The organism is Methylomonas koyamae (assembly GCF_019669905.1).
GTDB lineage: Bacteria > Pseudomonadota > Gammaproteobacteria > Methylococcales > Methylomonadaceae > Methylomonas > Methylomonas koyamae.
Window position 1 is genome coordinate 1453841 of record NZ_AP019777.1, and the last position, 25918, is coordinate 1479758.

The following is a 25918-nucleotide window of genomic DNA, read 5'->3' on the forward strand; positions in this document are numbered from 1 at the left end:
GCTTATTTCGATAAGCATTAAAATTGCTGGTTACTGAAATTAATGATAAGGAAAAGGGCTTGGCATAGTCGAATACGATCGGCTGCATTCATGTCGTTTGTTTTGTTTTTTTTAGTTTTAGCGGCTTATTATCCCGGTAAATCGGGGCCGTTTCTAGCGGATGACTACCCTAATATTCTCGATAATAACGGGGTGTTACTCGAGCAGCTTAATGCCGAGGAACTGATGGGAGCTTGGAGCGCCAATACCAGTGGGCCTTTCAAGCGGCCAATCGCCAGCGTCAGTTTTGCTCTCAATTATTACTTTGCCGGACAAAGATTTGATCCTCTGCCTTTTAAATTAACCAATATTGCCATTCACGCAGTCACTAGCTTTCTGGTGTTTTTATTGGGTTTTCAATTGTTCAAAACGGCCGCGCCGACTTATCCTGCCGGAAAACTGGCATTTGTTGCGGCGTTAATTTGGGCCTTACATCCGCTGCAACTGACTTCTGTGCTGTATGTAGTTCAGCGTATGAATAGCATGGCCACCATGTTTATGTTGGCTGGGTTTTTAGTGTTCCTGAAGGGTAGGTTGCAACTCGAAAAACCATCCGGAATTATTCTGATGGTTTTGGGCTGCGTTTTGGGGACCGGCTTGGGTAGTTTGTGCAAGGAAAACGCGTTGCTGTTACCGCTACTCATTTTTGTCACCGAATTGACTTTATTGCCCTCCATTCCTCCTGCGTCCCGGTTTAAAGTGAACGCCTACTACGCGGCCACCGCAATATTGCCGGCATTGTTTGGCGCTTTGTACCTATTGACTCATCCCGACTATATACTGAATGGCTATTTGTCGCGCGAGTTTGATTTGCCGGAAAGGTTGATGACGCAATCCAGAGTTTTATTTTATTACCTGGGATTGTTGCTTTATCCGGACAATACCGAACTAAGCTTGGCACATGACGACTTTACTCTAAGTAAAGGGCTGTTACAGCCGATTGAAACCCTGGCAGCGATAGCCGGTATCCTTGGCTTGATTGGGTTTGCTATTCATAGCTGTTGGCACAAAAAGTACCGATTTTCGAGTTTCGCCATTCTGTGGTTTTTTGTCGGCCACGCCATGGAATCAACCATATTTCCATTGGAGTTGGTATATGAGCACCGGAACTATTTGCCAAGCATAGGCGTGGTATTTGCACTGGTTGTCCTTTCGTATCAAGCCTTAGCCGGACGCATCGGCAAAGGTTTGCTGAATACTCTGTATGCCGGTATCGTCGGCAGCCTTGCGCTGGCGACCTATACCCGTGCTGCTATTTGGTCGAATCTGGATAGCTTTAGTTATTTTGAAGTGCGTAACCATCCGGGCTCGGTCAGAGCCAATAGCGCTTACGCCAACAATTTGGAATTGAGGCGGGGACCGAATGCGGAAACTTATCAATATTATCTTAATGCATCCAAGCTGAATGAGTTTGAAGTTTCTACTTTGATCGAGATGTTCAAAGAGTTAAATCGATTGATATATTTTCATGGCTCCGGTAACGATAAAAATGATGTGGCGTTACCGGTTAGTTACGACGATCCGCTAATTCTCGATGGCAGATACATGGAGGCATTAAAAGATTTGGTCCACCGCGAGATTATACGTAGGGTGGTTTACCGTTCTCACCCGCTACGCACCATGGATTCCATACGTTCTGCCGCCACGTGTTTGATCAACGGCGATTACGAATGCAAAACCATTGCGGCTTATGTTCTGGAGTGGGCGGATGCTGCGTTAGCACAGCCTAATTTTACCGATAAGCCGATAATGCATCTGATAAAAGCCAAAGTGTATTTAACCCAAGGGAGTACCGAAAAAACTCACCGGGAAATGGATAACGCGCTTGAACTGGATCCGAATAGGATGTATCTGCATGCGGAAAAAGCCTACCTTTTTATCGCTTTAGAACAATACGATACGGCCGAGCAGGTGATTCGGCATGCCGAATCGTTGGGGGTGGTCAACGGTTTTGACGCCAAAGAGTTCCAGAAGCTCAGAGACGCGATAGCCTACAAAAAATCGTTGGTACAAGGTCAGCGACCGTGAATTATTCTTCTGCGGCTACCGGCCGAATTCACTAAAATAGCCGCTTAGTGTTTTACCGATTTGCTGTTTGCGAGTCGGTTGTAGCGAATTACCACTGTCTGCCCGTGGCCTGGGATCATGCGAATACTCAATATCAACTTCAAAAACATCAATTCCCTCGAGGGCGAAGGCCGGATCGATTTTGACCAAGGACCTATCGCCGACAGCGGCGTGTTTGCGATCACCGGGCCGAACGGTTCGGGCAAAACCAGTATTCTCGACGTGATTACGCTAGGACTATACGGCGAGACTTTTCGCTTGGATAAGCCGGCTGAGCACGTGATGACCAAGCAAACTAACGATAGTCTGGCGCAAGTCGAATTCATGCTCGGTGACGCACGATTTCGTTCCAGTTGGCGTGTAGAACGCATCGGCGATTCCGCGTTACAGCCTTTCATGGCCTTAACCCGGTTAGATGGAGAGCAGCAGGAGGTCTTGGCCGACACGCCGAATTCGGTCAGGGCACGTATCGCTGAATTAACCGGCATGGATTTTCATAAGTTCAGTAAGTCCATGGTATTACCGCAAGGCGATTTTGCTGCATTTATGAATGCGCTGGATAGCGAGCGCATGGACATTCTGGAAAAAATCAGCGGTACGGATATTTACCTGGAGTATCGGCAGCAAACTGAAGCCAATTACCAATCGGCCCGTGCCGGCTTAGCCCAATTGCAGCAGGATATTGAATTGATTCCGGTGTTGAGTCCGCAGGCTGTTGAAGCTGCCGAACACGACTTGCAGGATTTCAAGCAACAGGTGGACGAGTTGAAGGCTCAGCACCAGTTGGTCGACAAGCAATTGCGTGACGTGAAAAATGTCCAGGTTTTGCAAAATCGGCAAATTCAATTAACAAGCCAACTCCGCCAAATCGATGACCAGATACAGCAACTGCAGTTGGCTTTGCAGGAAGTTGCCGGCTTGCAGGATGCGGCCCAGTTTCGCGAAGAACTGAATGCGTTGGATGCGAAACAAATCCAGCTCGAACAAAGCCAAGCCAGTCTTGCTGCCTATCGCCAGGAGCTTGAGATGCTGCGGCGGCAATTGGGGGAAGAGGCTGCGAGCGTCGCGGCTTTCGAGATGGATGGCAGGTCCGTGGAAACGCAAAAGCAGGCTATCGATACGATGAAATTGAAGATTAGCGACTTGAAATTACTTTTGCCCAGCGAATCGGAGCAGGCGCAGGCGCTGGAGTCGCAACTGGCTGAAAAGAAAACCGCATTGGCGGAAGTCGAAGCTTGGCTGCAACAGCAGAGTCGCGATGCACTACTGCTCAGCGATTTTCCGGATATTCCACGCTTGCGTAATCTGCGTGCGGAGCTGGCCGAATTGTCCGGTAAGCAGAAGAACCAAGCCAGTTGGACCAAGACCACCACGACGTCTTTGCAAAAGAATAAGTCGGCATTGAGCGCCACCAAAGCAGATATCTCTGAATTGGAAATCAAGGTTGACGATGCGCGTAAAGTCATGGCCGAACTTGCGCAGGGCAAAAGTTTCGATGAGCTGAAAGAATTGGCGGCGGAGCAGCAGGTAAGGGTTAACGATTTTCGGGAGCTATTGTCGATTGCCGACGTCAACGCCAAGTTCAGCAAAAAGGGTTTTTTTCATTGGTTTTCAGGAAGTGGTAAACAAGTAGATTTGCCCGAAACCGATCAGTTAAAGGCGCGTTTGGACGAACTGCGCGAAGAGTTAAGCCGGGAAGACAATATCGGGAAAGCGTTGGAGCAGGCGGTTGCCAACGAGGCGCTGTTGAAGAGGTTTGCCGGCGAGCGCGGCAAGCTGGTGGAAGGGCAGCCGTGTTATTTATGCGGGTCGTTGCATCACCCGTATTCGACCAAGCCGCCGGCGCAGACTAACGCAAAAAAGGCTTTGGTCGACCAGCGCGGCAAGATGCAGGCATTAAAAGCCACGATCGAAACATTGTCCGCGCAACTGGCGGCGGCGGAAAAGCGCGGGGCGCAGGTCTCTGCCCGCGAGCAGCGCTTGCAGCAAATGCGCTCCGATTGGCAGGTGCTGATTAATCGGCTGAATGTGTTTAGCCCGGAACTAACGATCGATAATCTTTCGTTGCAGAAACGTTTGCTGGCTAACGAGACTGAGGAATTGGAGAAAATAAAGAATTTGCTGGAGCAACATGCCCAATTACAGCGCAATGTGGCGAAATGGTTGGCTGACATCGAAGGCAAAAAACTGGCTTTGCAAAAACTGGTCGTGTCTGTCGGGCAGTTGGAAGAGGCCTGGAATAATCGACCCTCCGAATTTGTGGAGGTCGAACAACGTTTTACCGGTCTGAAAGCCGAGGAAAAAGCGTTACTCGAGAAATTGGAGCAGCAACTTCAACAACTGGGCGAGAAGTTGCCGGCAAAAGGTAAGGAAAACTTGCTGTTCGATAAACTCAATGCCCGGCGTCAGGATTATCAGATCAGGGATATGCGAAAAAATGGCTTGTCTGAGGAAATATCCGACTTACAGGAAAAGTTGCGGGCGGCGCAGGCGAAAATCATCGAGTACCAAAACAAGCTTTCCGACTATGCAACAGGATTGCAGAGTGAAGAGTCGGTGGGTCTGCATTTGGCGGTAGTTGAAAAGCAAAAATTGATCGTTGAGTGCGAAAAGATGTTGTCGGCGCAACAAATTGAGTTCGAGGCGATGTACCGCTTGCTGGCCGGCAAGTTGGTTGGCAGTGACTTTGCCGACGTTGACGATTTACGTGCCGCTTTGACGCTAATCGATAACCGCCAGCAAATCGAAGCGGCGTTGGAGTATCAGGACGGCCTCAGAGCGTCGGTCGCGCAATCGTTGGATAAGCTAAGCGATGAGTTGCAGCGGGAAGCCGCCGCGTTAGCGATGTTGGCCTATACCGACGAAGAGAGCATGTTGATCTCATTGCAGCGGTTGGCACACCAAATCGAAATCGCTGAACAGGAAGTCCAAGCTGTTGAAAACAAACTGGATAAACAGCAAGCCTATAGGGAGAAACTCCAGGCATTACAAGTGCGGTTGAGCGAACAACTGGCGCTGTACAGTCAGGTTGAAGCGGAAATGAAATTGATTGCCGACGAACCGGGCGGGTTGCGCAGGCGCATTCAACAATTGTTGGTCGACAAGTTGATGTCCAAGGCCAATCAGATTTTGGAGAAACTCAGCGGCCGATATTACGTCCGCAGCACAGTAAACGACCATGGTTTGGCGTTGGAAATCGAGGATACCAAGCAGAGAAACCTGCGCCGCTTGCCGAAAACATTATCGGGCGGCGAAAGTTTCGTCGTCAGTTTGGCGTTGGCGTTGGCGTTGGCGGAAATTGCCAATAACGGCAAGGCTATCGATTCCTTATTTTTGGACGAAGGCTTTGGCAATCTGGATGCCGAGGCGCTGTATTTGGCAATGAGCGCGCTGGAAGGGTTGTCCACCCAAGGCAAGACAGTTGGGGTGATCTCCCATGTCGATGCCGTGAAAAAACGCATTAAAACGCAAATAGAGTTGGTGAAAAAAGCCAACGGGTTGAGCGAATTGAAGATGGTGGCTTAAACCGGCGGCAATCGCGTATTTTCCAAGCCGCCGGAATCGGATCGGTTTATCGGTTGGGGCGAAAAGCTTTACCGTAAGTGGTTTCGGCATCGAAATTTTCCCAGACATACAGCGGGTAAACGATGGGTTGGGTCGGTATCGGTGCGGATACCAGATCCACTACGCCAACACCGATACGGCCGCCCATGTTCAGCAAGCCTTTCAAAGTCCCGCCGACAAAGCCGTAAATTACGTTGCTTTGATTATTGATGATGATGATGTTTTTTGGGATTTCCAGGGACGACGTGGCGATATTGGCCAGCCCGGTGCTCAATTTCCGGCCGAAGGTTTGGCCGTAACTTTCCGGTTCGTCGGCTTTCGCCGGTAGGCTAAAGCAAGCGCTGGCTGATAACAACAACACTGCTGCGTTACGGGTAGCTTGTTTCATGGCATGTCCTGTAAAAATCCCATTTTGCGTTGCGGCGGGCGCTGTGTTTAGGCCCGCCGCGGGTCAGGCAAAATTATAGCAGAGCTTGACCGGATTACTTTTTCAAGGCCTTAGCGAACGCCGAGCTCATCGAGTTCTGTAAAGCAGGTTGCGGCTTCGGTTTCTGATTATGCTTGGTTGTCTTTTCGCTACGCACGAAGTCGCTGCTATCTATGTCTTTTTTCATGCTCAATGAGATGCGCTGGCGGGCAACGTCGACTTCCAGTACCCGCACTTTCACAGTATCGCCGGCTTTGACGACACTGCGCGGATCTTTGACGAACTCGTCAGCTAAATGGGAAATATGTACCAGCCCGTCCTGATGTACGCCAATGTCGACAAAGGCGCCGAAGTTGGCGACATTGGTTACCACCCCTTCCAGACTCATACCGGGCAGTAGGTCGGTGATCTTTTCCACGCCTTCCTTAAATTGAGCGCTTTTGAATTCCGGCCTCGGATCGCGTCCAGGTTTTTCCAGTTCCTGCAGAATATCGCTGACGGTCGGTAAGCCGAAGTCGGCATTGGTGTAGTTTGCCGGATTCAGGCCGCGTAGGAATTGGCTTTGGCCGATCAAGTCCCGGATCGATTTTCCGGTGTCGTCCAAAATAGCGTTGACTACTGGATAGGCTTCCGGATGCACCGCCGAGGCGTCCAGCGGATTGTCGCCGTTCATGATCCGTAAAAATCCTGCAGCTTGCTCGAATGCCTTGTCGCCCAAGCGCGGCACTTTTTTCAATTGGCTGCGGTTAGCGAATGGGCCGTTGGCGTTGCGAAATGCCACAATATTTTCGCTGATAGTGCCGTTCAGTCCGGAAACTTGTTTCAACAATGCGGCAGACGCGGTATTGACGTCGACGCCGACCGCGTTAACGCAGTCTTCGACTACAGTATCGAGCATGCGCGCCAAATGCGATTGGTTAACATCGTGCTGGTATTGGCCAACGCCGATGGATTTGGGGTCGATTTTAACCAACTCCGCCAATGGATCTTGTAACCGGCGCGCAATCGATACCGCGCCGCGTAGCGAAACGTCGAGGTTGGGAAATTCCTTGGCTGCTAGTTCCGAAGCGGAATATACCGAGGCGCCGGCCTCGGACACGACGATTTTCTGGAAATGCAATTCCGGGTGGCTTTTGATTAAATCGGCTACCAGTTGATCGGTTTCTCGCGAAGCGGTCCCGTTGCCGATGCTGACCAACTGCACGTTGTGTTGTGCTATCAGCTTGGCCAGCGCCGCTATCGATTGGTCCCATTGGTTTTTGGGTTGGTGCGGATAAACGGTGTCGGTGGCCAACAATTTACCGGTCGGGTCGACAACGGCAACTTTTACGCCGGTGCGAATACCGGGATCCAACCCCATCGTGGTTTTTGGGCCGGCCGGTGCTGCCAGCAACAAATCGCGCAGATTGCCGGCAAAGACTTTTATGGCTTCGTGCTCCGCGGCTTCCCGCAGGCGCAGCTTCAAATCCATATCGATCCGGGTAAACAATTTGATTTTCCAGGCGAATCGAGCGGTCTCTGCCAACCAGGCGTCGGCGGGTTTAGCGGTGTCGCTGACCTGTAGACGGCGGCAGACGAACTGGGTGCAAAGCTGGTGTTCGTCTTGGTCTTGCTCGGCCGGTTTCAGCGTAAGTGTTAGTAGATCTTCGTTTCGGCCGCGGAACAGCGCCAAGGCCCGGTGGGACGGAATTTTATTGATCGCTTCGCTGTAATCGAAATAATCTTTAAATTTGGCGGCTTCGGTTTCTTTGCCCGATACGACGTTGGCGTGCAGGATGCCTTTATTCCAGATGCGTTCGCGCAGTTCGGCCAGTAACTCGGCATCTTCCGAGATTCGTTCCATAACGATTTGGCGTGCGCCATCCAAAGCGGCTGCTACATCCGGAACGCCTTTTTCCGGATCGATGTAAGTGGCGGCGGCTTGCTCCGGAATCAAATCGCGGTTTTGCAACAGGGCGTCCGCTAATGGCTCCAGTCCTGCCTCTCGGGCTATTTGTGCTTTGGTGCGGCGTTTGGGTTTGTAAGGCAGATATAAGTCTTCCAGCAGCGTTTTAGTGTCGGCATCCCGAATCGATTGTTCCAATTCGGGCGTCAGTTTGCCTTGGGAGCGGATGCTGTCGAGAATGGAGTCGCGGCGGTCGTTGAGCTCCCGTAGGTAAACCAAGCGTTCTTCCAGATTTCTTAGTTGGGTATCGTCCAAGCCGCTAGTGACTTCTTTACGGTAACGGGCGATGAACGGAACGGTGGCGCCTTCGTCCAGCAAAGCGGCGGCGGCGGCGACTTGTTGCGGTTTTACGGAGAGTTCTGCGGCGATAACTTGGATGACATCCATCAGTGTTTTACTCGATTAGGTAAAACCGATGATTTTATCGTAGCGGTAGCGGATGAAAAAGCTGTGCAGGAGGAAAATGGCAGGCATAAAAAAGCGCCAGTTGCTGAGCAACTGGCGCTTGAAGTCTAAAGCAAATTAATTATTTTGCTTGGCTCAGTACGTCGTTGTTGAAATCTTTATGCTTAGCCAAAACTTGAGCTTCAGCAGCAGCACTGGTTTCACCGCTGTATTTCAAGTGTTTGGTTTCGTCTTGTTTCAACATTACGACGCCGGCAATAGCGATCGCAGTAACAACAGCAACTACGGTAAAGGTATTGTCTTTTTCTTGTTCAGCCATTTTCTAATCCTCATCTTGTTGTTGTAATAATTAGCCCTAAACAGGGGCAACTCGAGTTGTATGTCGAATTTAGTATTATTGTTAGTCGACGGGGCATTTTTTACACTTAAATTTGTTTTGTGTCAAAACAATATTTTTCTGCGGCAAAATTTTTGTGCGGTATCAGCGGATTTAGCGCATTCCAAGCCGGTTTCGATGGTCCAGTGGGCGCAGTGAATCGATTCGGTGATCGGGGCGAGGGCAATTCAAGGCCGGGATTTCCACGCGACATTCGGCGAATCGAGACCGTTGTTTCATTATTGCTATCCGGGATCGCATGTTAGCATTAGTTCCTTACGTCACAACGGCATCGAGTCTGTCGGCCGGTGCTTAATTTCCAGCAGAACATTGAAGGACGAAACAGTGGTCAAACATTTACATTTGCTTTTAGCGGCATTGGTAGCAGTCAGTTTTATCGCCAGAGTGCTTGCGGCACAGGTCAAGCCCGAATTATTACAGCGTCCGTTATTAAAGATCGCTCCGCACGCGTTGGCTAGCCTATTGCTGATTAGCGGCATCGTTCTGGTGTTTCAAGGCGGTTGGTTGGCCGGGAGTTTTGGCTGGATTGTCGCCAAAGTGCTGGCGCTACCGGTTTTTATCGGGCTGGGAATGGTTGCGATTCGGCAAAGTGGGCAGCAACGTTGGTTGGCATTTTCCGGCGCAATGCTGGTTTTGTTTTATATCGCCGGGGTGGCTGTGCATAAGCAGGCGTTTTTCTTTTTATGAAGTTATTTAATATCAAGCTTTTAGGATGATTTTGTGGCGCGTGAAAATAAGTCTTGACAGGAGAAAAATACTGAGCACTAACGAAAAAAGCTTGTCATGCCACACCTGTTGGGTTAGTCTCTGAACCTCCTGTCAATACTTAACGAAAGGAGGGTAGGATGCGAAATGCGAAACGGATAGCCTTTTTAACGCTATCAGCTAGCCTAGCGTCTGTTTGCTCTGTTAGTTATGCGAAAACAGAGAAGCACGGTTTGCTTTCCATTGAACAAAGTGGCATTGCGTCGTACTACAGCGACAAAATGCATGGTCAGCGGACAGCGAACGGTGAGGTTTACGATAAAAATGCGCTTACAGCGGCGCACCCATCGTTGCCTTTCGGTTCGTTGGTACGAGTTGTTAACTTGTCCAACAACCGTAGTGTAGAACTACGCATTAATAGCCGGGCGGGGCACCGTAACAGGCGACTGTTGGATGTGTCCAAGCAGGCTGCAAAAGAGCTTGGCTTCGTGCAGGCCGGCTTAGCTAAAGTGAAGCTGGAAGTATTACGTTTCGGCGACGCTTAGTTGTTCAAATTCCCTGCTACCCGAGCAGCTTTGCTGCCGGGTAGCAGGCTATCCTAATTTATTACCGGCTAGTTTTCCGTACTGCGAATTGCTTTAAAACCAATATCGTCCCGGTAATATACGTCCTGCCAGTCAATTTCATGAGTCAAGGCATAGGCTTTACGCTGGGCTTCCGCTATATCTGCACCTAAAGCGCATGCGCATAGCACTCTACCTCCGGCCGTGACGACTTTCTGGCCTTCCATCTTTGTGCCGGCGTGAAATACTTTCGAATCGGCGGTGTTTTCAGTTGGCAAGCCATTGATCGGATGGCCTTTGGCATAAGCGTCGGGATATCCGCCTGCGGCTAACACGACACCTAAAGCCACGCGTTGGTCCCATTCGGTATCGATTCTATCCAGGGTTTTCTGTAATGCCGCCTGGCACAGTTCGACCAGATCGCTTTTCAAACGCATCATGATCGGCTGTGTTTCCGGGTCGCCAAACCTGCAGTTGTATTCCAGTACCTTGATTGTGCCGTTTTTGCCGATCATCAGACCCGCATAAAGGAAGCCGGTATATTCGTTGCCGTCTTCGCGCATGCCGCGTAGCGTCGGCATGATGACTTCGTCCATAACTCGCCGGTGGATTTCCGGAGTAACCACCGGAGCCGGAGAATAAGCGCCCATGCCGCCGGTATTCGGTCCTTGGTCGCCGTTATCGCGGGCTTTGTGGTCTTGCGATGTTGCCATAGCCAGCGCGTGTTGCCCGTCGGCGATCACGATAAAGCTGGCTTCTTCCCCTGCTAAAAACTCCTCGACCACCACTCGATGCCCGGCTTCGCCGAAACTGTTGCCGGATAACATATCCCGTACCGAATCGATCGCTTGTTCTTCGGTCTGGGCAACGATGACGCCTTTCCCGGCAGCCAAGCCGTCGGCTTTGACCACGATCGGCGCGCCCTGGCTACGAATGTAGGCAATGGCCTGTTCGGTATCGGTAAAGGTTTGGTAGGCGGCGGTAGGGATGCCGTGGCGGGCCATAAAATCTTTGCAAAACGATTTCGACCCTTCCAATTGCGCCGCTTTTGCAGTCGGTCCGAAACAGGCTAAGCCGGCGGCTTGGAATTGGTCGACAATGCCCATTACCAGCGGTACTTCCGGGCCGACAATCGTTAAATCGATGGAGCGTGCCTGGGCGAAGTTCAGCAAACCGGCAATGTCGTCGGCTTGAATGTCGACGTTGTGTATACCGGCTTCCAATGCAGTGCCTGCATTTCCGGGGGCTACGAAGACGTGGGTGACTTTTGGGGATTGTTTGGCTTTCCAGGCCAGGGCGTGTTCACGGCCGCCGCTACCGACAATCAGGATTTTCATAGGACTTACCGGAGATCAGTTGGGAAACAGGGCCGCAGTGACCGGCCCATCTCGATACGAATCGGATTCGATGCGGCGCATCAATGCCGAAAATGGCGCATGCCGGTCAATACCATTGCAATATCGTGCTCGTCAGCCGCCGCAATGACTTCGGCGTCGCGCATCGAGCCGCCGGGATGTATCACCGCGGTAATGCCGGCTGCCGCCGCGGCGTCGATGCCGTCGCGGAAAGGGAAAAAGGCATCGGATGCCATGACCGAACCTGCCACATCCAGGCCCTCGTCCGCCGCTTTAATGCCGGCGATTTTTGCCGAATAGACCCGGCTCATTTGGCCGGCGCCGATACCGATGGTCCGGCCGTGTTTGCCGTAAACGATAGCGTTGGATTTGACGAATTTGGCAACCTTCCAGACGAACAACAAATCGGCCAATTCCTGCGCGGTCGGTGTGCGCTTGCTGACGACTTTCAGATCCGCCGCGGCAATATTGCCGGTATCTTTGTCCTGCACCAATAGGCCGCCGCCGACCCGTTTGAAATCCAATTGCGCGCCTGCCGAGTCGTGCCAATAACCGCAGTCCAATATTCGGACATTCGGCTTTTTGGCCAAAGCGGCTTTCGCCTCGTCAGCGATTGCCGGCGCGATAATGACTTCGACAAACTGGCGGCCGACGATTTCGGCGGCGGTGGTTGGGTCGAGTTCGCGATTGAAGGCGATGATGCCGCCGAATGCCGAGGTAGGATCGGTTGCGTAGGCCAGATTGTAAGCGTCGTAAATATCGGTTCCGACTGCCACGCCGCAGGGATTGGCGTGTTTGACGATCACGCAGGCCGGTTCGGAAAACGCTTTTACGCATTCCAAGGCGGCATCGGCGTCGGCGATGTTGTTGTAAGACAATTCCTTGCCTTGTAGTTGTCTTGCCGCGGCGATGCTGCCGGCAGGCGGCGTCTTTTCTCGATAAAACGCAGCGTTCTGATGCGGATTTTCGCCATAACGCATGGTTTGTAAGCGGTGAAATTGCAGATTGAGTGTCTCCGGAAAACCGCTGTCCAGTATTTTTCCTAAATAAGCCGAGATCGCGGTGTCGTAGCGGGCAGTGTGTTCGAAGCTTTTCAAGGCCAGTTTGAAGCGGCGCTCGTGGCTCAGGCTTGCGTTACCGGTTTGCAGTTCTTCCAAAATAGCTGCGTAGTCGGCCGGATCGACCACAATTGCAACATCGGCATGGTTTTTTGCGGCGGCGCGGATCATGGTCGGGCCACCAATGTCGATGTTTTCGATCGCGGTCTCCAAATCGCAATCCGGCTTGGCGATGGCTTGTTCGAAGGGGTAAAGATTGACGACGACCATGTCGATAGGTCGGATAGCGTTTGCTGCCATCACCGCGTCATCGATTCCGCGGCGGCCCAAGATGCCGCCGTGCACTTTTGGATGCAGGGTTTTCACCCGGCCGTCCATCATTTCCGGAAAACCCGTGTAATCCGATACTTCGGTGACGGCTATATTATGTTCGGCCAGCAATTTCGCGGTACCGCCGGTGGAGAGCAATTCGATTCCCAGGCTGTTCAGGCCGCGGCAAAACTCGAGAATGCCGGTTTTATCGGAGACGCTGACCAACGCACGGGTCACTTTTTTGTTCATGCAAACCTCAAAAAAGGAAAAAAGAAGATGTTAACTGATGCCGTAATGGTCGAGCTTTTTGCGCAGGGTGCTGCGGCTCAGACCCAGAATAATTGCGGCTTTGCTTTGGTTGAAATCGCAATGTTTCAGTGTGGTTTCCAGTAGCGGCTTTTCGACTTCGGCTAAGACTAAATGGTATAAACCGGAGGAATCGTGACCGTTAAGGTGTTTGAAATACTCTTCGACGCAATCGCGGACATGGTCGGACAGGGTGCGGTCGCTACCGGCATCTGTGGGGGAAGGTGGTGTTACCATCTAGGGGCTCTTGGCGAAATTAGATTGAAAGATGCGTCGACCAGATTGAGTTGTAGCTTGGTATCTTGAGCCCGATTGATCGCCGCCTTTTGTGCGGCCGGCAATGCACCTAGGCGATCGAAATACCAACCGATGTGTTTCCGGGCGATTCTAACACCAGTGTCTTTGCCGTAGAAGCTGTATAAATTTTCCAGGTGCCTGGCGACGACGGTTTTGATTTCGGTCAAACTCAGCCTAATCGGCGCAGAACCCTGCAGGGTTGCGCTAATTTCTCCAAAAATCCAGGGCCGGCCTTGGGCGGCGCGACCGATCATCACCGCGTCGGCACCGGTATAGTCCAGGACCTGTTTGGCTTTCTCCGCACTATCGATGTCGCCGTTGGCGATGATAGGAATCGTGGTTATTTGTTTTACACTTTTGATAGTCTCGTATTCGGCATGGCCTTCGAATTTACAAGCCCGGCTGCGGCCGTGTATGGTGAGCGCCTGAATTCCGCTTTGCTCGGCTATCCTTGCAATCTGCAAGGCGTTGCGGTTTTGCGGATCCCAGCCGGTCCGAATCTTTAAGGTCACCGGTATCTCGACCGCGGCGACGACGGCGTCCAGAATCCGAGCGACCAGCGCTTCATCCCTGAGTAGCGCCGACCCCGCTGCCGTCGAGCAGACTTTTTTGGCTGGGCAGCCCATGTTGATGTCGATGATTTGGGCGCCGCGTTGCTGATTGAGTCGGGCGGCCGCGGCCATTTGTGCCGGGTCGGCCCCCAGAATTTGTACCGAGCGAAGTCCGGCTTCTGCGGAAAGATCGGCTTTTTTCAGTGTCCGTGGGTGGTTTTGCAGGGTTGTATTGGAAATTAGCATTTCCGACACGACTAAACCGGCGCCGAATTCGTTACACAATTGCCGGAACGGTTTGTCGGTGATCCCCGCCATCGGGGCCAGAATTACGTTGTTGGGAAGTGGATGTGGGCCGATCTTCATGAATCGCCGAGCTGACCGAAAAAGGCCGCAAATAATACCTTAAAACACGGCACTCGCGAAATTTGAGGGAATCGACAATATAGGGGACCTCTAAAAATAAAACAAACTCCTTCTTCCACGGGGAGAAGGTTGGGATGATGGATTTAAAATCAATTGCTTACATCCTTGACTCTATCAATCTCTTGGATCGAGAGTGAATTTTTAGAGGTTCCCATAGGTCATTTCTCGGGGCCAAAGGTTTTTCGGAGGCGGGGCTTGGCGGCGGCGGGGCAATCGCGATTGAAGATTGGAGATAGGTCTGTTTGTTGGCTTAATCGGGCTGGATCAGTCGGAATTTTTTATGGAGAAAGCGAGTAGTTATGGAAAGCGTGGATAAACATGTGGTTTGGCATCACGCTCGGATTAATCGAGCACAAAGAGCGGTCTTGAATGGCCACCGCTCGGCGATTTTGTGGTTCACCGGCTTATCCGGCGCCGGCAAGTCGACATTGGCGCACGCGGTCGAAGAGCGCTTACACGAGCTTGGCTGCCGTACGTTCGTTTTGGATGGAGACAACGTCAGGCAGGGGCTGTGCGCAGATTTGGGGTTTAGCGATCAAGACCGCAGAGAAAATATCCGGCGCATCGCCGAGGTTGCCAAATTGATGTTGGAGGCCGGCATCATCACGTTGACGGCGTTTATTTCCCCGTTCCAGGTGGAACGTCTGCAAGCCAGGCAACTAGTGGCTGCCAACGATTTCATCGAAATTTATTGCAGTTGCGATTTGGCTGTTTGCGAGCAGCGCGATATTAAGGGCCTTTACCAAAAAGCCAGGCAGGGAGAAATCAAATGGTTCACCGGAATTTCGTCACCTTATGAAGTCCCGTTGCATCCGGATTTAATCGTAGAAACCGGTCGGGATAGTTTGGAAGATTGCGTGGACAGAGTCATGGAATTTTTGGCTGTGCGGGAAGTGATCGAGCTTCCAACGACAAGGTCGCTGATCGATGAATATCGACGTTTTTAACGGCGATGCCGACGGCATTTGCAGTCTGATTCAATTGCGGTTGGCATATCCGCGAGAGTCTTTGCTGGTGACCGGAGTTAAACGCGATATCGGATTGCTTACTCGGGTGGAGGCAACGCCTGGCGACGAGGTGGTTGTGCTGGACGTATCCCTGGACCGAAACCGAGATGCGCTGATGAGGTTGCTGGATAAAGGCGTCGGAATTTTTTACATGGACCACCATTTTCCCGGCGAAATACCGTGCCATTCTGGTTTGACGGCAGAAATCGATACCGATGCCAATGTTTGCACTAGCCTATTGATGGACCGTTTTTTGGGTGCGTGCTACACCGCGTGGGCGGTAACGGGGGCTTTCGGCGACAATTTGGATGCCACAGCCTATCGGGCGGCCGGGGCGCTGAATATGTCGGCTCAAGAATTGCATGATTTAAAGCAATTAGGAATCTGTATCAATTACAACGCATACGGTGACGATATTTGCGATCTGCATATACCTCCCGATTTGTTGTACAAAGAGCTGGTTGGCTATCGTTCGCCATTGGAGTTTATCGGCGATAAACCGCATTTGTATCGACAGCTGCTGGAGGGCTATGCCCAGGACATGGATTCAGTAGCGCAAGTCCAAGCATATTTTGCAACGGATAGCGTTGCCGTATTCGTGTTGCCCGATCAAAAATGGGCTCGGCGCGTCAGTGGTGTCTGGGGGAATGAATTGGCGAATCGCTATCCGGACAGGGCGCATGCCGTTTTGAACCGGAATCGGAACGGTGGGTTTCAGGTAAGTGTACGGGCTCCTTTAAACAATAAAGCGGGAGCGGATGAGTTGTGCAGACAATTCTCGGGCGGGGGGCGCAAGGCTGCTGCCGGTATTGACAATCTGCGTGCAGAGTATATCGATAACTTTATTTCGGCTTTTCAAGCTAAATATTCGTAATCCATGCCGATGGAGCTTTGAAAAAATCTAAATCATCTTGGGGGCGACTTTCCAATAGCGTGACAAGATTCGATATACTTGAACTAAGTTTCTATATGGCCATCGTGGTTGTCGCTGTGAGGATGGCGGGTTGAGTTCTCACGCTTTAAATGACTTTTTATTGCCTCCGTGCGGAGAACAATGTTCTATTTTCTTTATTATATTTCCGATTATTGCCTGGCGTTTTGGCTACGCCGGTTTGATAATTGTCGTCGAGCGTTTATAAATGCCTGTTCCAGTAAGCGCTGTTGTTGGGTTTTTATGGGAATTTTGGTTTCGTTTGGATTAGAAGCCAATAATCAAGCCGTTAAACCGACATCGTATAAAGAAAACGCGGAAGTGAAAAATCCGGCAAATGATGTTAAGAATAACGCTGCCGACCCTTTAAATAATCAGGTTTCACATAAAGATGGGGCTGATAAACAGGGAGAGTCCGGGCCCGTTCAGAATGCTTCGCTCAGTCGGGTCGCTTTGCCGCAACAAGGATATGTAACGATAGATTCGGTGCTTGCCGGCAGAATGACTAGGCCTTCCGCGTATCAGGCTGGATTTGCTAGGGAAAGCGGCCTTGGTGTCCCGCCTTATTTTCAGTCAGGCGTGGGAACTTTTTATGAAGATGTACTCGATTCGGTTCGCGATACTATAGGCGATACGGTATACAGCAAACTCTTGTGGACATATTACGATATCAAGGAGATTGATAACTTAATTTATGCAAAAATGGCGCAATATGATTTTAGTCGCAGTGTCGTCGCCGAAGGATATAGGGGAATTAAAGGGCTGAACCATCAATTCGGTGCGAGCATTATGGTGGGCAATTCACTAGGCGTATCGAACGGAAACACCATGTTCCAGGATGATATGGTAAAAGCGGTGTCGGGTAGTAACGAGAAGGCGGTGTTAAATATTCCAGAGCAAAATTTTGGAAATATCGAACATGATACTATTGATAACAGTTATTTCGCCTTAATCCTAAGGATTATGACAATAACGAATATTATATATGCCATGTTGGCTGTTTTTCTAAGCGGCTTGCTCTTGCGGCTCTTCAGGTTTTTTATCAAGCAAGATCTGAGTTGAATAACAGTTGTTTAATTTAGTTCGATTTTAACGTTGACTTCAAGTCCGACCGGAGCATGTAAAGGCGATTCAGGATCGATAAATACTTGAATGACGTCGATATCCTTGCGTTCGGTGGCGGTTTTGGCGAAAACGGTCTTTTTGCCCATGATTTGTTTCACTAAAGACACGCGCGCAGGAATTTCTTTATCGCCCAATCCGCGGCCAAACAAAATCGCCTTTTGCCCGGCGCGCAACAATAAGGCGTAGTTCTCATCCACTTCCGCCCGCACCCGCAATTTGCTCAGATCGCCCAGTAATAATACCGGTTCTGGGCTGCTGGTCGAAAATGTAGACTCGCCGACGCGCAAGATATTTTCCAGCACGGTTCCGTCGATCGGCGCAACCAGAAATGTTTCAGCGAAACTCTGTTGAGCCGCTTTTAACCGCGCTTCGGCAACCGCCACTTGAGCTAGTGCCGCTTGTTTGTCCACATCGCGGACGTAGTTTGTCAGATAGCGGGTTTCCGATAGTAAACGCAGGCTGTCTGCTTGCTTGAGTTTTGCGCTGGTTTCCGCCAAGTCGCGTTCGTCTTCCGAGGCAAATTTGCTATTTTGCAGCCGATCGATCCGTTCGAGTTTACGGCGCGCATATTCCGCGTCCAAGGCAGATACCTTTTGCGCGTTTTTTTTGGCTTCGATTTCGTAGGGATTGATGCCGGCCATGACTTTTTCCAAATCGGCTTTGGCAGCTGCCAATTGCGCTTCTGCTACCGTAACCGCGAGTTGCTCTTCGGCGTTTTTTTGAAGAGCAAGGATGTCGCCAGCTTTAACCTGTTGGCCCAGTTCTACTTTATATTCGCCGAGAATTCCAGGATGTTTGAATGCCACTCGGCGAATTTCGTTGGCCGGCTCGATATAGCCTATTCCTTGTATCCTCCGTGGTTCCGGTCCGGACTGATCGGCTTGAAGCAAAGGGCTGCCGAGAGTAATCAGCAAAGCGGTAATCAATGAGGCGGGGCGTCGCATATTCAAAATCCGGGAGGGTGGTCCAAATTGGTTTCAGTATAGAAAGTATTTTCCGTTGCCGCAGTCTGCTGGCGCTCGACCAGTAGGCCGTCCGCTATCGATAGGATTCTATCGAACAACGGTAGCATTCTGGTGTCATGAGTCACCACGACCAGGACCGCATTTTCTATACGGGCTTGTTCGAGTAATAGCTCGACTACGGTTTTACCGGTATTCCAGTCGAGCGCAGCGGTGGGTTCGTCGGCCAAAACGATAGAAGGGCGATGCAGCAGCGCCCGGCCGATGGCGACCCGTTGGCGTTGGCCGCCGCTTAATTGACTAGGGTATTTGTGTCTAAGCGGTTGAAGCTGCAATCTATCCAATAGCTTGTTGACGCGTTGGTCAATATCGGGTTGCGTCATGCCGGCATTGCGTCCGATGACGGATAAATTATCATCGATCGTCAGAAACGGTAACAGCTGCGCTTGTTGGAATATAAAACCCAATTTCTGCCGGCGGACCTCGGTCAGGCTGCTCTTGTCGGAAAAATTGACAGGGTTATTTTCGACCAATAATTCCCCGTTACTTGGCGCTAAAAGGCATCCTAAGATCGACAGCAACGTGGTTTTTCCGGAACCGGATGGGCCAACTAATACGGAGGCTTGCCCTTGGGAAAATTCGAGATCCACGCGCTTTAGCACCTGTTCGACAAGGTCGCCGCTGCCGTAACTCTTGGTAATGCCTCGGCAGACTAAAACGTTTTTCATCAGTGAAATACCGAGACAGGGTCCAATTTGAAAACGGCACGGATCGAAAACCAGGAGGCGGCTATGCAGCACAGTATTGAAAAAGCTATTAGGCTGAATGAAACGAAGGGTGTGGTTTCCAAAGGGATTGGGCTACGTGCAGAGATGTTGCAGGCAATCATGAATAGTGCTGAGCCGACAAGCATGCCCAATCCACCCAAGATTAAGCTTTGGGCTAGAACAATTTGACGTAAGGTTTTTTGATGAAAACCCAAAGCTAGCAATGTTGCGTAGTTGTCAATATGGTCCTGGGTTATGGCAAACAAAGTTTGGCTCATGATGACAGAACCGACTAGCAAACCCAAAAGTGCCGTGATAATTACGGTGATGCCCACACCGGTTTCCAGCATCCAATATTTCACTGACCTTTCGGCAAATTCCTTAGTGGTTAGAACTTCGACTTCTGCTACTTCCTTGGCTATGCGGTCACGTACTTCAAATAAGTTATAACCGGGATCGATACGGGCCAAAACATAGGATATTTCGTCATCCCGATATAGTCGCGCATAATTCAAAGCGTTTTTGATAGATGTAAAAACGAAAGGAGAGGCGGTAAAAGTACGGACGCCCTTCGATATTCCGCCAACAATAACGCTTTTTTCCTCCATTTCCGCTTTGTCGTCGATATTGCTGACGCCTAATGCGTCAGATGATAATTCGTCTACGATAACAGTGTCTGGTAGATGGATGGAATCAATTGAACCCGACTTCATGTTCCATGGTGTTCCTGCATTTCCTATGTCAATACCAATTAGTTCAACCGTGATGCGTTTGCCTTGCGGATGTTGCCAATTCACCCAGGTCACTAACAAACCTTCAGCCCAATCTACGCCTTTAACGCTACTGACTTGCTGAATCCGATGACGCGGAAGTGGATTTCCAAAATCAAACGTACGGGTTGCTTTTGGCATCACCCAGATATCGACGGCTGCGTGATTGATAATTGCACTGTTCGTATTAACCCAGCCGACTAACAGTCCAATTTGTGCCGCTGCGAGAAAAAAAGCGATTGCGATGCCAACTACTGTGATGGAAAATCGCATACGGTTATGAAGTAGCATCATTGTGGATACGGACTTTACAACTGATTTCATGAGTGGGCAGGGGGCAAATTGAGGTAAGCTTTAGCGAGCGTCAGCGATAACATTATGATCAAGTTCATTAAAAGATGCGATTGGCAGTATATCATTCACGCGGAGCAAGCATAAAAACGGCATAAACTATTATGGCGACGATATTCACATATAAGCAGTCATTTTCGTAGGAGTGTCGGTTCTCTAACAAAAATAAACAAAGTCTTTAACGTATTGGTTTTCAGCAACAAACGCTGAAAATCGTGGAAACGGATCGAACGCGAAGTGAAGATTTTTAGTCCGTGTAGCCTTAGCGCCGGGCGGGTTATCGCAGCGAAGCGGAGAATACCTGCAAGGCCTCGCGAAACGGCGTCAAGTTATGCGGAGCGGATGTTTCGGTCCCCTTGCTGGGTCGAAACGGGGCGAAGCGGACGAGATCGGGGTCGCCAAAGTCATAAGCCGTCGCGTAATTTTTGTCGATTTTTTCTAGCAGGAGGCCCGAAAAAATCTTTCGGCAAAAAATAGCGACTCTCCGATTGACTGGTGTTCTATGCGTTTTACCGCAAATAGAAAGAAGCTTTTCAGCTAGTCCCCGTTTATGCTCCGGCTAACAGAGTGGTGAAAAGCCATATACCGGTCTGTAATTTAATAGGGAAATGGCTTTATTTAAGGGAACCTCTAAAAATTGCGCCCGGCGAGTAAAATGAGTCGGAGCTAAAGACTTTTGGAGAGCAGAGATGAAGGCAGCACAAGACGACCTTTTCGGTTCCCTGTTTGAACATCGTGATCGTCGGATCGATCGGCTGGGTAATCCGTTGTTGGAATTAGAGGCGCAAGTGGATTGGGAGGCGTTCCGTCCGTTGCTGGATCAAGTGCGTCACAAAGTCCGTAAATCATCTGCCGGGCGTAAGCCTTGGGATGGTGTGTTGATGTTCAAAGCGTTGGTCATCGCCAGCCTCTACAATCTGAGCGACGAGCAACTGGAGTTTCAAATCGAAGACCGGCGTAGTTTCCAGCGTTTTATTGGTTTGTCGGATGCCAAGCACGCACCGGATCGCAACAGTTTCTGGCTGTTTCGCGAGTCGCTCAAGGCGTTGAAATTGACCGAAACCTTGTTCAATGAATTCAACCGGCAATTGGATCGCGCCGGTCTGATTGCCCGCAAGGGTCAGCTGATTGACGCCAGCTTCGTCAAGGCGCCGGTGCAGCGTAATACGCCGGACGAAAACGCTCGGATTAAAGCCGGCGAAACCGTCGAGGACTGGTCAGCCTCCAAACGCAGTCAGAAGGATACCGATGCGCGCTGGACCAAGAAAGGCGACAAGAGCTATTACGGGTACAAGAATCACGTCAACGTTGATAATGCCCACAAGTTAGTGCGCAAATACACGGTCACCGATGCCAGCGTCCACGACTCCCAAGCCCTGAACGGCTTGCTCGATAGCGGCAACACCAGCCACGCGGTGTGGGCCGACAGTGCGTACCGATCCGAAGCCACGGAAGCCAGCCTTAAAGCGCAAGGTTACCGCAGCCGAATTCACCGTAAAGGGGTGCGCGGCAAACCGCTGTCCGACCGGAAAAAACAGGGCAATCGCACCCGCTCCCAAACCCGTTGCCGGGTCGAGCACGTGCTTGCCTGGATGGCGCAATGGGGCGGTAAGGTGATCCGTTGCATTGGCCTAGCCCGCGCCGAAGTGCGTATCGGCTTCATGAATCTGGTGTACAACATGCGACGTTTTTGCGCTATTCGCAGGGTAGCTGCGTCTTGATGCCGCCCAGCGGAGCTGAAAAGGCTTCGAGTTGAAGGTAGTCCGCTTGGAAATGTCCGCTTTCGAGCGCGTTTTACGCCCCGAATCTGATTAATCGTGGATTTTTACAGGCTCCCTTAAGTAATCACGTATAACGAATTTTAAATTGATTGCCTACGGAGTCCATCAGCTTAGTAACCTCTTCACGTAACTGTTGTTTGGACCAAGTAACGAAGCATCGCCAATGGTATTTGGCGTGTTTCCAGAGAATTTCGATAAGATTGAGTTCTGGACTGTAAGGCGGTCAATGCAACAAGACTAAACGGTGCTCAACCAGCCATTCATCAAATTTGGCTATGTTGAAGTGGTGATGCATCGTGGCATTATCGAGCACGACGACGGTCAGCGGCATCTGTTGCTCGCGCTGAGCCATGCGGTCAATCAAATCGGTGACATGAGCGCGTTTTGATAGATTGGTTATTCAAGTCATACCAGAGGCGACCGGTGGAAAACTCCAGGCCGCCGATGACATTGATACGCTGTAGGCCTGAGCTGGTGTCAGCGCGATGTGGGTTACCCTTGGGTGCCCAGGCTCTTTGCTCATTAGGGCTGTTCGAAAAGTCGCTTTCGTCCAGATAGAACAGGCTCACTTGGTTCGTTTGGGTGGCGGCCGGCATGCGTTTCAGGTTGGCGTGCGCCGCCTGGAAGTGTTCTGGATTGCGTTTTTTTCAACGAGAGTCGAGTTCGGGTAAACGACGGGCCGCGTTTCCTCAGTTGCCGTGCCAGAGTGTCTCGAGGAACCGCCGGCACATCGGGGTGGATTTCCCGCGAGCGTCGCTCGATTTTGGCCAAGGTACACGGCGTTCGCGGGCTATCCGTTCAGCGGTATCCAGCCACTCTTCGGTGAGTTTGGTCGGGGCGCCGCCTTGATGACCGTTTAGCAACCCCATCAGGCCTAGCAGGTTGGTGAAAAACTCTTTTTTGCAACCAATCAGATCTACATTTAGTGCCGCAAGATTGATTCAGCACTAAATAAAGGCTTCTTCTGGCTAAATTAGTGGCTTGAATATAGTTTTTCACCAACCTGCTAGGCTTTGACCCAGTTGTAGGGCGTCGGCAGGGTAGCACTGAGAATATCGGCTACTGTGGAAAATGAATGCCCCTTATTAAGGGCTAGTAACCCAAGTGCACGACGACGGTAGTCGGGATAAGGATGATGCTCAGCTAACTCGTGGAGTGTAATTGATTCTGACTCCGACAATTCAAACGGTGGCAACATGGCAAGTTAAGGTTGCGTATCAATGTCATTAGCGTAGCTCATGTTTTTAAAATGGTTGCCTGTGTTTACTTAGTGCTCTTTTTTGAGATTATATTTTGGTGCCGGTAAATTATTTACCACAAAACAAAGCGTTCTCCCCGCGAAATTAGTGCCCAGAATATGGTTTTTCACCACGCTGCTAATGGGCTTTGGAGGCATTTGTCTTGTAGGTGTTGAAAACTCGAATTACAAAATTTTAAAAGGGCAATTATTTTAATTTGGATAAGATGGTGTAGATAGCTTTTTGTAAGCAAGTTTACTGTTTATTGATAAAATAATGTAAATAAATTATGCTAAGCTTGCTTTGCAATTTTAATAAATAAGGAGCCAGGTTTGATTCGAATACTTTTTTTTGCTGAGGCGGTAACATTGGCTCATGTTGCTAGATGTATTTCAATCGCCAACAAGCTCCATGAACAAGGGAAATATTATATAGGCCTAGCCAGCGATGCCAGATTTGATAAGGTTGTCGGTGAAACATCGTGCCAGAGAATTCCTCTTTATTCTGTTTCAAGCGAATTTTTCGCCAAAAGATTAGCCACGGGCATGCCAGTATATGATGTTGAAACTCTAAGTAAATATGTAGACGAAGATGTAGGCATTATTAATCAATTTCATCCTGACTTTATTTTCGGAGATTTTAGACTTTCATTGGCAATTAGTAGCAAATTAACAAAAATTCCATATGCGACGATTACAAATGCTTATTGGAGTCCATATGCAAATATTTCTTATCCTGTTCCAGAATTACTGTTGACGAGATTTTTTGGTGTTAATTTTGCGCAGCTATTATTTGACATAGTAAGGCCCGCTGTCTTTAAGTGCCACTCTCTTGCGCTAAATATAACTTGCATAAAATATGGGTTGCAACCATTTTGCTGCGATATGCGTGATGCCTACACGCACGCTGATTACACACTTTATTCAGACATCGAATCGCTCGTACCTATGCACCCATTACCGAAAAATCACATGTTTATAGGGCCTGTTTTATGGTCTGTCCAAGTCCCTTTGCCAGACTGGTGGGCTTTGATACCTGACGATAGACCGATTATTTTTGTTAGCTTAGGGAGTTCCGGCGATAAAAAACTGCTACCTTTAATTTTACAAACAACCAGTAGAATGCCGGTAACCACCATTTGCGCAACAGCAAGTAAAAGTTTTTCTTGCGATGGTTACCCTAATGTTTTCGTGTCAGATTTTCTTCCGGCGGAAGAAGTTGTCGAAAAAGCCAACATTGTTATCTGTAACGGCGGAAGCCCTATGGTTTATCAGAGTTTAATCAAAGAAAAGGCAGTAATTGGCATCCCAGCTAATCTTGATCAATATCTTATGATGACAATTACACAAAAAACTGGCAAAGGCATGCTTATTCGTTCTGGTAAATTGAATGCTACCGCATTAGAAAATGCCATTAATGAATCGTTGAAAATCGCAAATCAAAGTAGTTGGATTGATGAAAGTAGTTTATTCTCAATAGAGAAAATTGAAAATATAATAAACGAGGGTGTTAAGGAGCCTCTGATTAATTCAGTTTTTCAATAAAAACAGAGTCGCAAGTTGTTGACTTAATTGAGATTTAACTGCGCAATGGCGAATTAATAAGATGCTCATTAAAGATAACGCTTAAAATTCGTGAAGCAGATTATAAAATACATGAATAAAAGTCAAAAACGGCTATTGGCTATTGATCGGGAGAAATAGTCAAATCTGGTGTATGGCTGATTTGAATTAGGCGGCCATCTGCGGGGGGGAGGGGGCTTCTGTTTTCTCCGGTTCCACGATGACAGCAATACCGTCCTGAAAACGGATGCCCTCAATCACATCCGGCAATCGTTTAAATCCGCGTATCTTGCGCCAACTTTTTTCGGCGGTCAGCGCCAATTGAAACACCAGGCCCAGTAGCGTATTACGGGATACACAGTTCTTGGTCCGCGTCGTCCGATGGCGAATGGTCGCAAAGTTCGATTCGATCGGATTGGTGGTACGGATGTGTACCCAGTGTTCGGCGGGAAAGTCGTAAAACGCCAGTAGCGATTCACGGTCTTTTTCCAGAATATTGACTGCTTTCGGGTATTTGGCGTCAAAGTCACGCCGGACGCTGTCAAAGGCTTTGCTCGCCTGAACTTTGGTTTCCGCCATCCAGATTTCCTTCAAGCCTGCCTTGGCTTTTCCCTGGATGGAATCCGGTAATGCCGTCAGCACATTCGCCGTTTTATGTACCCGGCAGCGTTGGTGTTGTATGGCCGGCCAGGCTTCATCGAGTGCCGCCTTTATGCCCTTGGGTACAAAATCCTAATGCGCCGTCTCCGGTGGCCAGTTTCAGCGTCTCCCGTAGGCCGCGGGTTTGCAGATCTTGCAGCACACTCAACCAAGAGGCTTTCGATTCCCGATAACCATCCGATAAAGCCAGCAAGCGCTTTTCACCCTGTTCGTTGACACCGATGATGACCAATAAACACAGCCGATCATCCTCGCCACGCAGGGCTGAATAAATGCCGTCGGCCGGTAATCCCCCCTGAAAAGAGCACCCTGTAAAAGTAGAATTTTCTCGTAACAGACGGAGGAAG

The 25918-nt window shown here is 49.9% G+C and carries 21 protein-coding genes and 2 pseudogenes; 11 read left to right on the forward strand and 12 right to left on the reverse strand.

Going from position 1 to position 25918, the window contains the following annotated elements; genetic code table 11:
• The first annotated feature begins 90 nt into the window (after window positions 1-90).
• Complete coding sequence (locus MKFW12EY_RS07035) at window positions 91-2067, forward strand: tetratricopeptide repeat protein (RefSeq protein ID WP_221054249.1); 1977 nt, start codon at window positions 91-93, stop codon at window positions 2065-2067.
• A 117-nt stretch (window positions 2068-2184) separates the two neighbouring features.
• Window positions 2185-5631: an AAA family ATPase gene (locus tag MKFW12EY_RS07040; protein ID WP_054760415.1), complete on the forward strand. Its 3447-nt coding sequence runs from the start codon at window positions 2185-2187 to the stop codon at window positions 5629-5631.
• A gap of 46 nt (window positions 5632-5677) precedes the next feature.
• Here the strand turns inward: MKFW12EY_RS07040 and MKFW12EY_RS07045 are convergent, their stop codons facing one another.
• Together MKFW12EY_RS07045 and MKFW12EY_RS07050 are read right to left on the reverse strand one after the other, a co-directional pair.
• On the reverse strand, window positions 5678-6058 hold the full coding sequence (locus MKFW12EY_RS07045) for an exosortase system-associated protein, TIGR04073 family (protein ID WP_054760414.1): 381 nt from the start codon (window positions 6056-6058) through the stop codon (window positions 5678-5680).
• Between the two features lie 94 nt (window positions 6059-6152).
• A complete protein-coding gene (locus MKFW12EY_RS07050; RefSeq protein ID WP_221054250.1) occupies window positions 6153-8429 on the reverse strand; it encodes a Tex family protein in 2277 nt (758 codons plus the stop codon).
• Here MKFW12EY_RS07050 and MKFW12EY_RS07055 point away from each other — a divergent pair.
• Window positions 8415-8558, forward strand: a complete 144-nt coding sequence (locus MKFW12EY_RS07055) for a hypothetical protein (RefSeq protein WP_157198198.1) — start codon at window positions 8415-8417, stop codon at window positions 8556-8558. The two genes, MKFW12EY_RS07050 and MKFW12EY_RS07055, sit on opposite strands and share 15 nt — an antisense overlap.
• 10 nt (window positions 8559-8568) lie before the next feature.
• Here the strand turns inward: MKFW12EY_RS07055 and MKFW12EY_RS07060 are convergent, their stop codons facing one another.
• The gene (locus tag MKFW12EY_RS07060) at window positions 8569-8766 is read right to left on the reverse strand and encodes a hypothetical protein (RefSeq protein WP_054760411.1); all 198 of its coding nucleotides are present in this window, start codon (window positions 8764-8766) and stop codon (window positions 8569-8571) included.
• A gap of 387 nt (window positions 8767-9153) precedes the next feature.
• Between MKFW12EY_RS07060 and MKFW12EY_RS07065 the strand changes: the two genes are divergently transcribed.
• On the forward strand, window positions 9154-9531 hold the full coding sequence (locus tag MKFW12EY_RS07065) for a SirB2 family protein (RefSeq protein ID WP_245006456.1): 378 nt from the start codon (window positions 9154-9156) through the stop codon (window positions 9529-9531).
• 158 nt (window positions 9532-9689) lie between these two features.
• Window positions 9690-10094 carry a septal ring lytic transglycosylase RlpA family protein gene (locus MKFW12EY_RS07070; RefSeq protein WP_054760409.1) on the forward strand — a complete coding sequence of 135 codons (405 nt, stop codon included), beginning with the start codon at window positions 9690-9692 and terminating at the stop codon, window positions 10092-10094.
• A 68-nt stretch (window positions 10095-10162) separates the two neighbouring features.
• On the opposite strand, the gene purD is transcribed toward MKFW12EY_RS07070, so the two are convergent.
• The 4 genes from purD to dusB all read right to left on the reverse strand — a co-directional run bounded on the left by purD (window position 10163) and on the right by dusB (window position 14357).
• Window positions 10163-11449: a phosphoribosylamine--glycine ligase gene (gene purD / locus MKFW12EY_RS07075; RefSeq protein WP_221054251.1), complete on the reverse strand. Its 1287-nt coding sequence runs from the start codon at window positions 11447-11449 to the stop codon at window positions 10163-10165.
• Between the two features lie 80 nt (window positions 11450-11529).
• Window positions 11530-13086: a bifunctional phosphoribosylaminoimidazolecarboxamide formyltransferase/IMP cyclohydrolase gene (gene purH / locus MKFW12EY_RS07080; protein ID WP_221054252.1), complete on the reverse strand. Its 1557-nt coding sequence runs from the start codon at window positions 13084-13086 to the stop codon at window positions 11530-11532.
• A 30-nt stretch (window positions 13087-13116) separates the two neighbouring features.
• A complete protein-coding gene (locus MKFW12EY_RS07085; RefSeq protein WP_054760407.1) occupies window positions 13117-13380 on the reverse strand; it encodes a helix-turn-helix domain-containing protein in 264 nt (87 codons plus the stop codon).
• Window positions 13374-14357 carry a tRNA dihydrouridine synthase DusB gene (gene dusB, locus MKFW12EY_RS07090; RefSeq protein ID WP_221054253.1) on the reverse strand — a complete coding sequence of 328 codons (984 nt, stop codon included), beginning with the start codon at window positions 14355-14357 and terminating at the stop codon, window positions 13374-13376. Before dusB ends, MKFW12EY_RS07085 begins: the two co-directional genes overlap by 7 nt.
• A gap of 359 nt (window positions 14358-14716) precedes the next feature.
• Here dusB and cysC point away from each other — a divergent pair, with 359 nt between their 5' ends.
• The 3 genes from cysC to MKFW12EY_RS07105 all read left to right on the forward strand — a co-directional run bounded on the left by cysC (window position 14717) and on the right by MKFW12EY_RS07105 (window position 17417).
• Window positions 14717-15364, forward strand: coding sequence for an adenylyl-sulfate kinase (gene cysC, locus MKFW12EY_RS07095; RefSeq protein ID WP_221054254.1), 648 nt, complete (start codon window positions 14717-14719; stop codon window positions 15362-15364).
• Window positions 15345-16298, forward strand: a complete 954-nt coding sequence (locus MKFW12EY_RS07100) for a DHH family phosphoesterase (protein WP_221054255.1) — start codon at window positions 15345-15347, stop codon at window positions 16296-16298. The genes cysC and MKFW12EY_RS07100 overlap by 20 nt, the downstream gene beginning before the upstream one ends.
• A gap of 180 nt (window positions 16299-16478) precedes the next feature.
• Window positions 16479-17417, forward strand: coding sequence for a hypothetical protein (locus tag MKFW12EY_RS07105; RefSeq protein ID WP_157199273.1), 939 nt, complete (start codon window positions 16479-16481; stop codon window positions 17415-17417).
• Between the two features lie 11 nt (window positions 17418-17428).
• Here MKFW12EY_RS07105 and MKFW12EY_RS07110 read toward each other — a convergent pair whose 3' ends face one another.
• The 3 genes from MKFW12EY_RS07110 to MKFW12EY_RS07120 all read right to left on the reverse strand — a co-directional run bounded on the left by MKFW12EY_RS07110 (window position 17429) and on the right by MKFW12EY_RS07120 (window position 20252).
• A complete protein-coding gene (locus tag MKFW12EY_RS07110; protein ID WP_172680248.1) occupies window positions 17429-18286 on the reverse strand; it encodes an HlyD family secretion protein in 858 nt (285 codons plus the stop codon).
• Between the two features lie 140 nt (window positions 18287-18426).
• Complete coding sequence (locus tag MKFW12EY_RS07115; protein ID WP_054760402.1) at window positions 18427-19170, reverse strand: ABC transporter ATP-binding protein; 744 nt, start codon at window positions 19168-19170, stop codon at window positions 18427-18429.
• A complete protein-coding gene (locus tag MKFW12EY_RS07120; RefSeq protein ID WP_172680246.1) occupies window positions 19170-20252 on the reverse strand; it encodes an ABC transporter permease in 1083 nt (360 codons plus the stop codon). The genes MKFW12EY_RS07115 and MKFW12EY_RS07120 overlap by 1 nt, the downstream gene beginning before the upstream one ends.
• A gap of 767 nt (window positions 20253-21019) precedes the next feature.
• On the opposite strand from MKFW12EY_RS07120, the gene MKFW12EY_RS07125 reads away from it, so the two are divergent.
• Window positions 21020-22051 (forward strand): IS5 family transposase, encoded by a 1032-nt coding sequence (locus tag MKFW12EY_RS07125; protein ID WP_245006457.1) that lies wholly within the window; start codon window positions 21020-21022, stop codon window positions 22049-22051.
• Between the two features lie 124 nt (window positions 22052-22175).
• Here MKFW12EY_RS07125 and MKFW12EY_RS23260 read toward each other — a convergent pair.
• A pseudogene (locus MKFW12EY_RS23260) lies at window positions 22176-22322 on the reverse strand (hypothetical protein); the annotation flags it as partial.
• 33 nt (window positions 22323-22355) lie between these two features.
• Between MKFW12EY_RS23260 and MKFW12EY_RS07130 the strand changes: the two are divergent.
• Window positions 22356-22499, forward strand: a complete 144-nt coding sequence (locus MKFW12EY_RS07130; RefSeq protein ID WP_221054256.1) for a hypothetical protein — start codon at window positions 22356-22358, stop codon at window positions 22497-22499.
• 1182 nt (window positions 22500-23681) lie between these two features.
• The gene (locus MKFW12EY_RS07135) at window positions 23682-24893 is read left to right on the forward strand and encodes a glycosyltransferase (RefSeq protein WP_157199668.1); all 1212 of its coding nucleotides are present in this window, start codon (window positions 23682-23684) and stop codon (window positions 24891-24893) included.
• 186 nt (window positions 24894-25079) lie between these two features.
• On the opposite strand, the pseudogene MKFW12EY_RS07140 reads toward MKFW12EY_RS07135, so the two are convergent.
• A pseudogene (locus tag MKFW12EY_RS07140) lies at window positions 25080-25854 on the reverse strand (IS256 family transposase); the annotation flags it as partial.
• Window positions 25855-25918 lie beyond the last annotated feature (64 nt).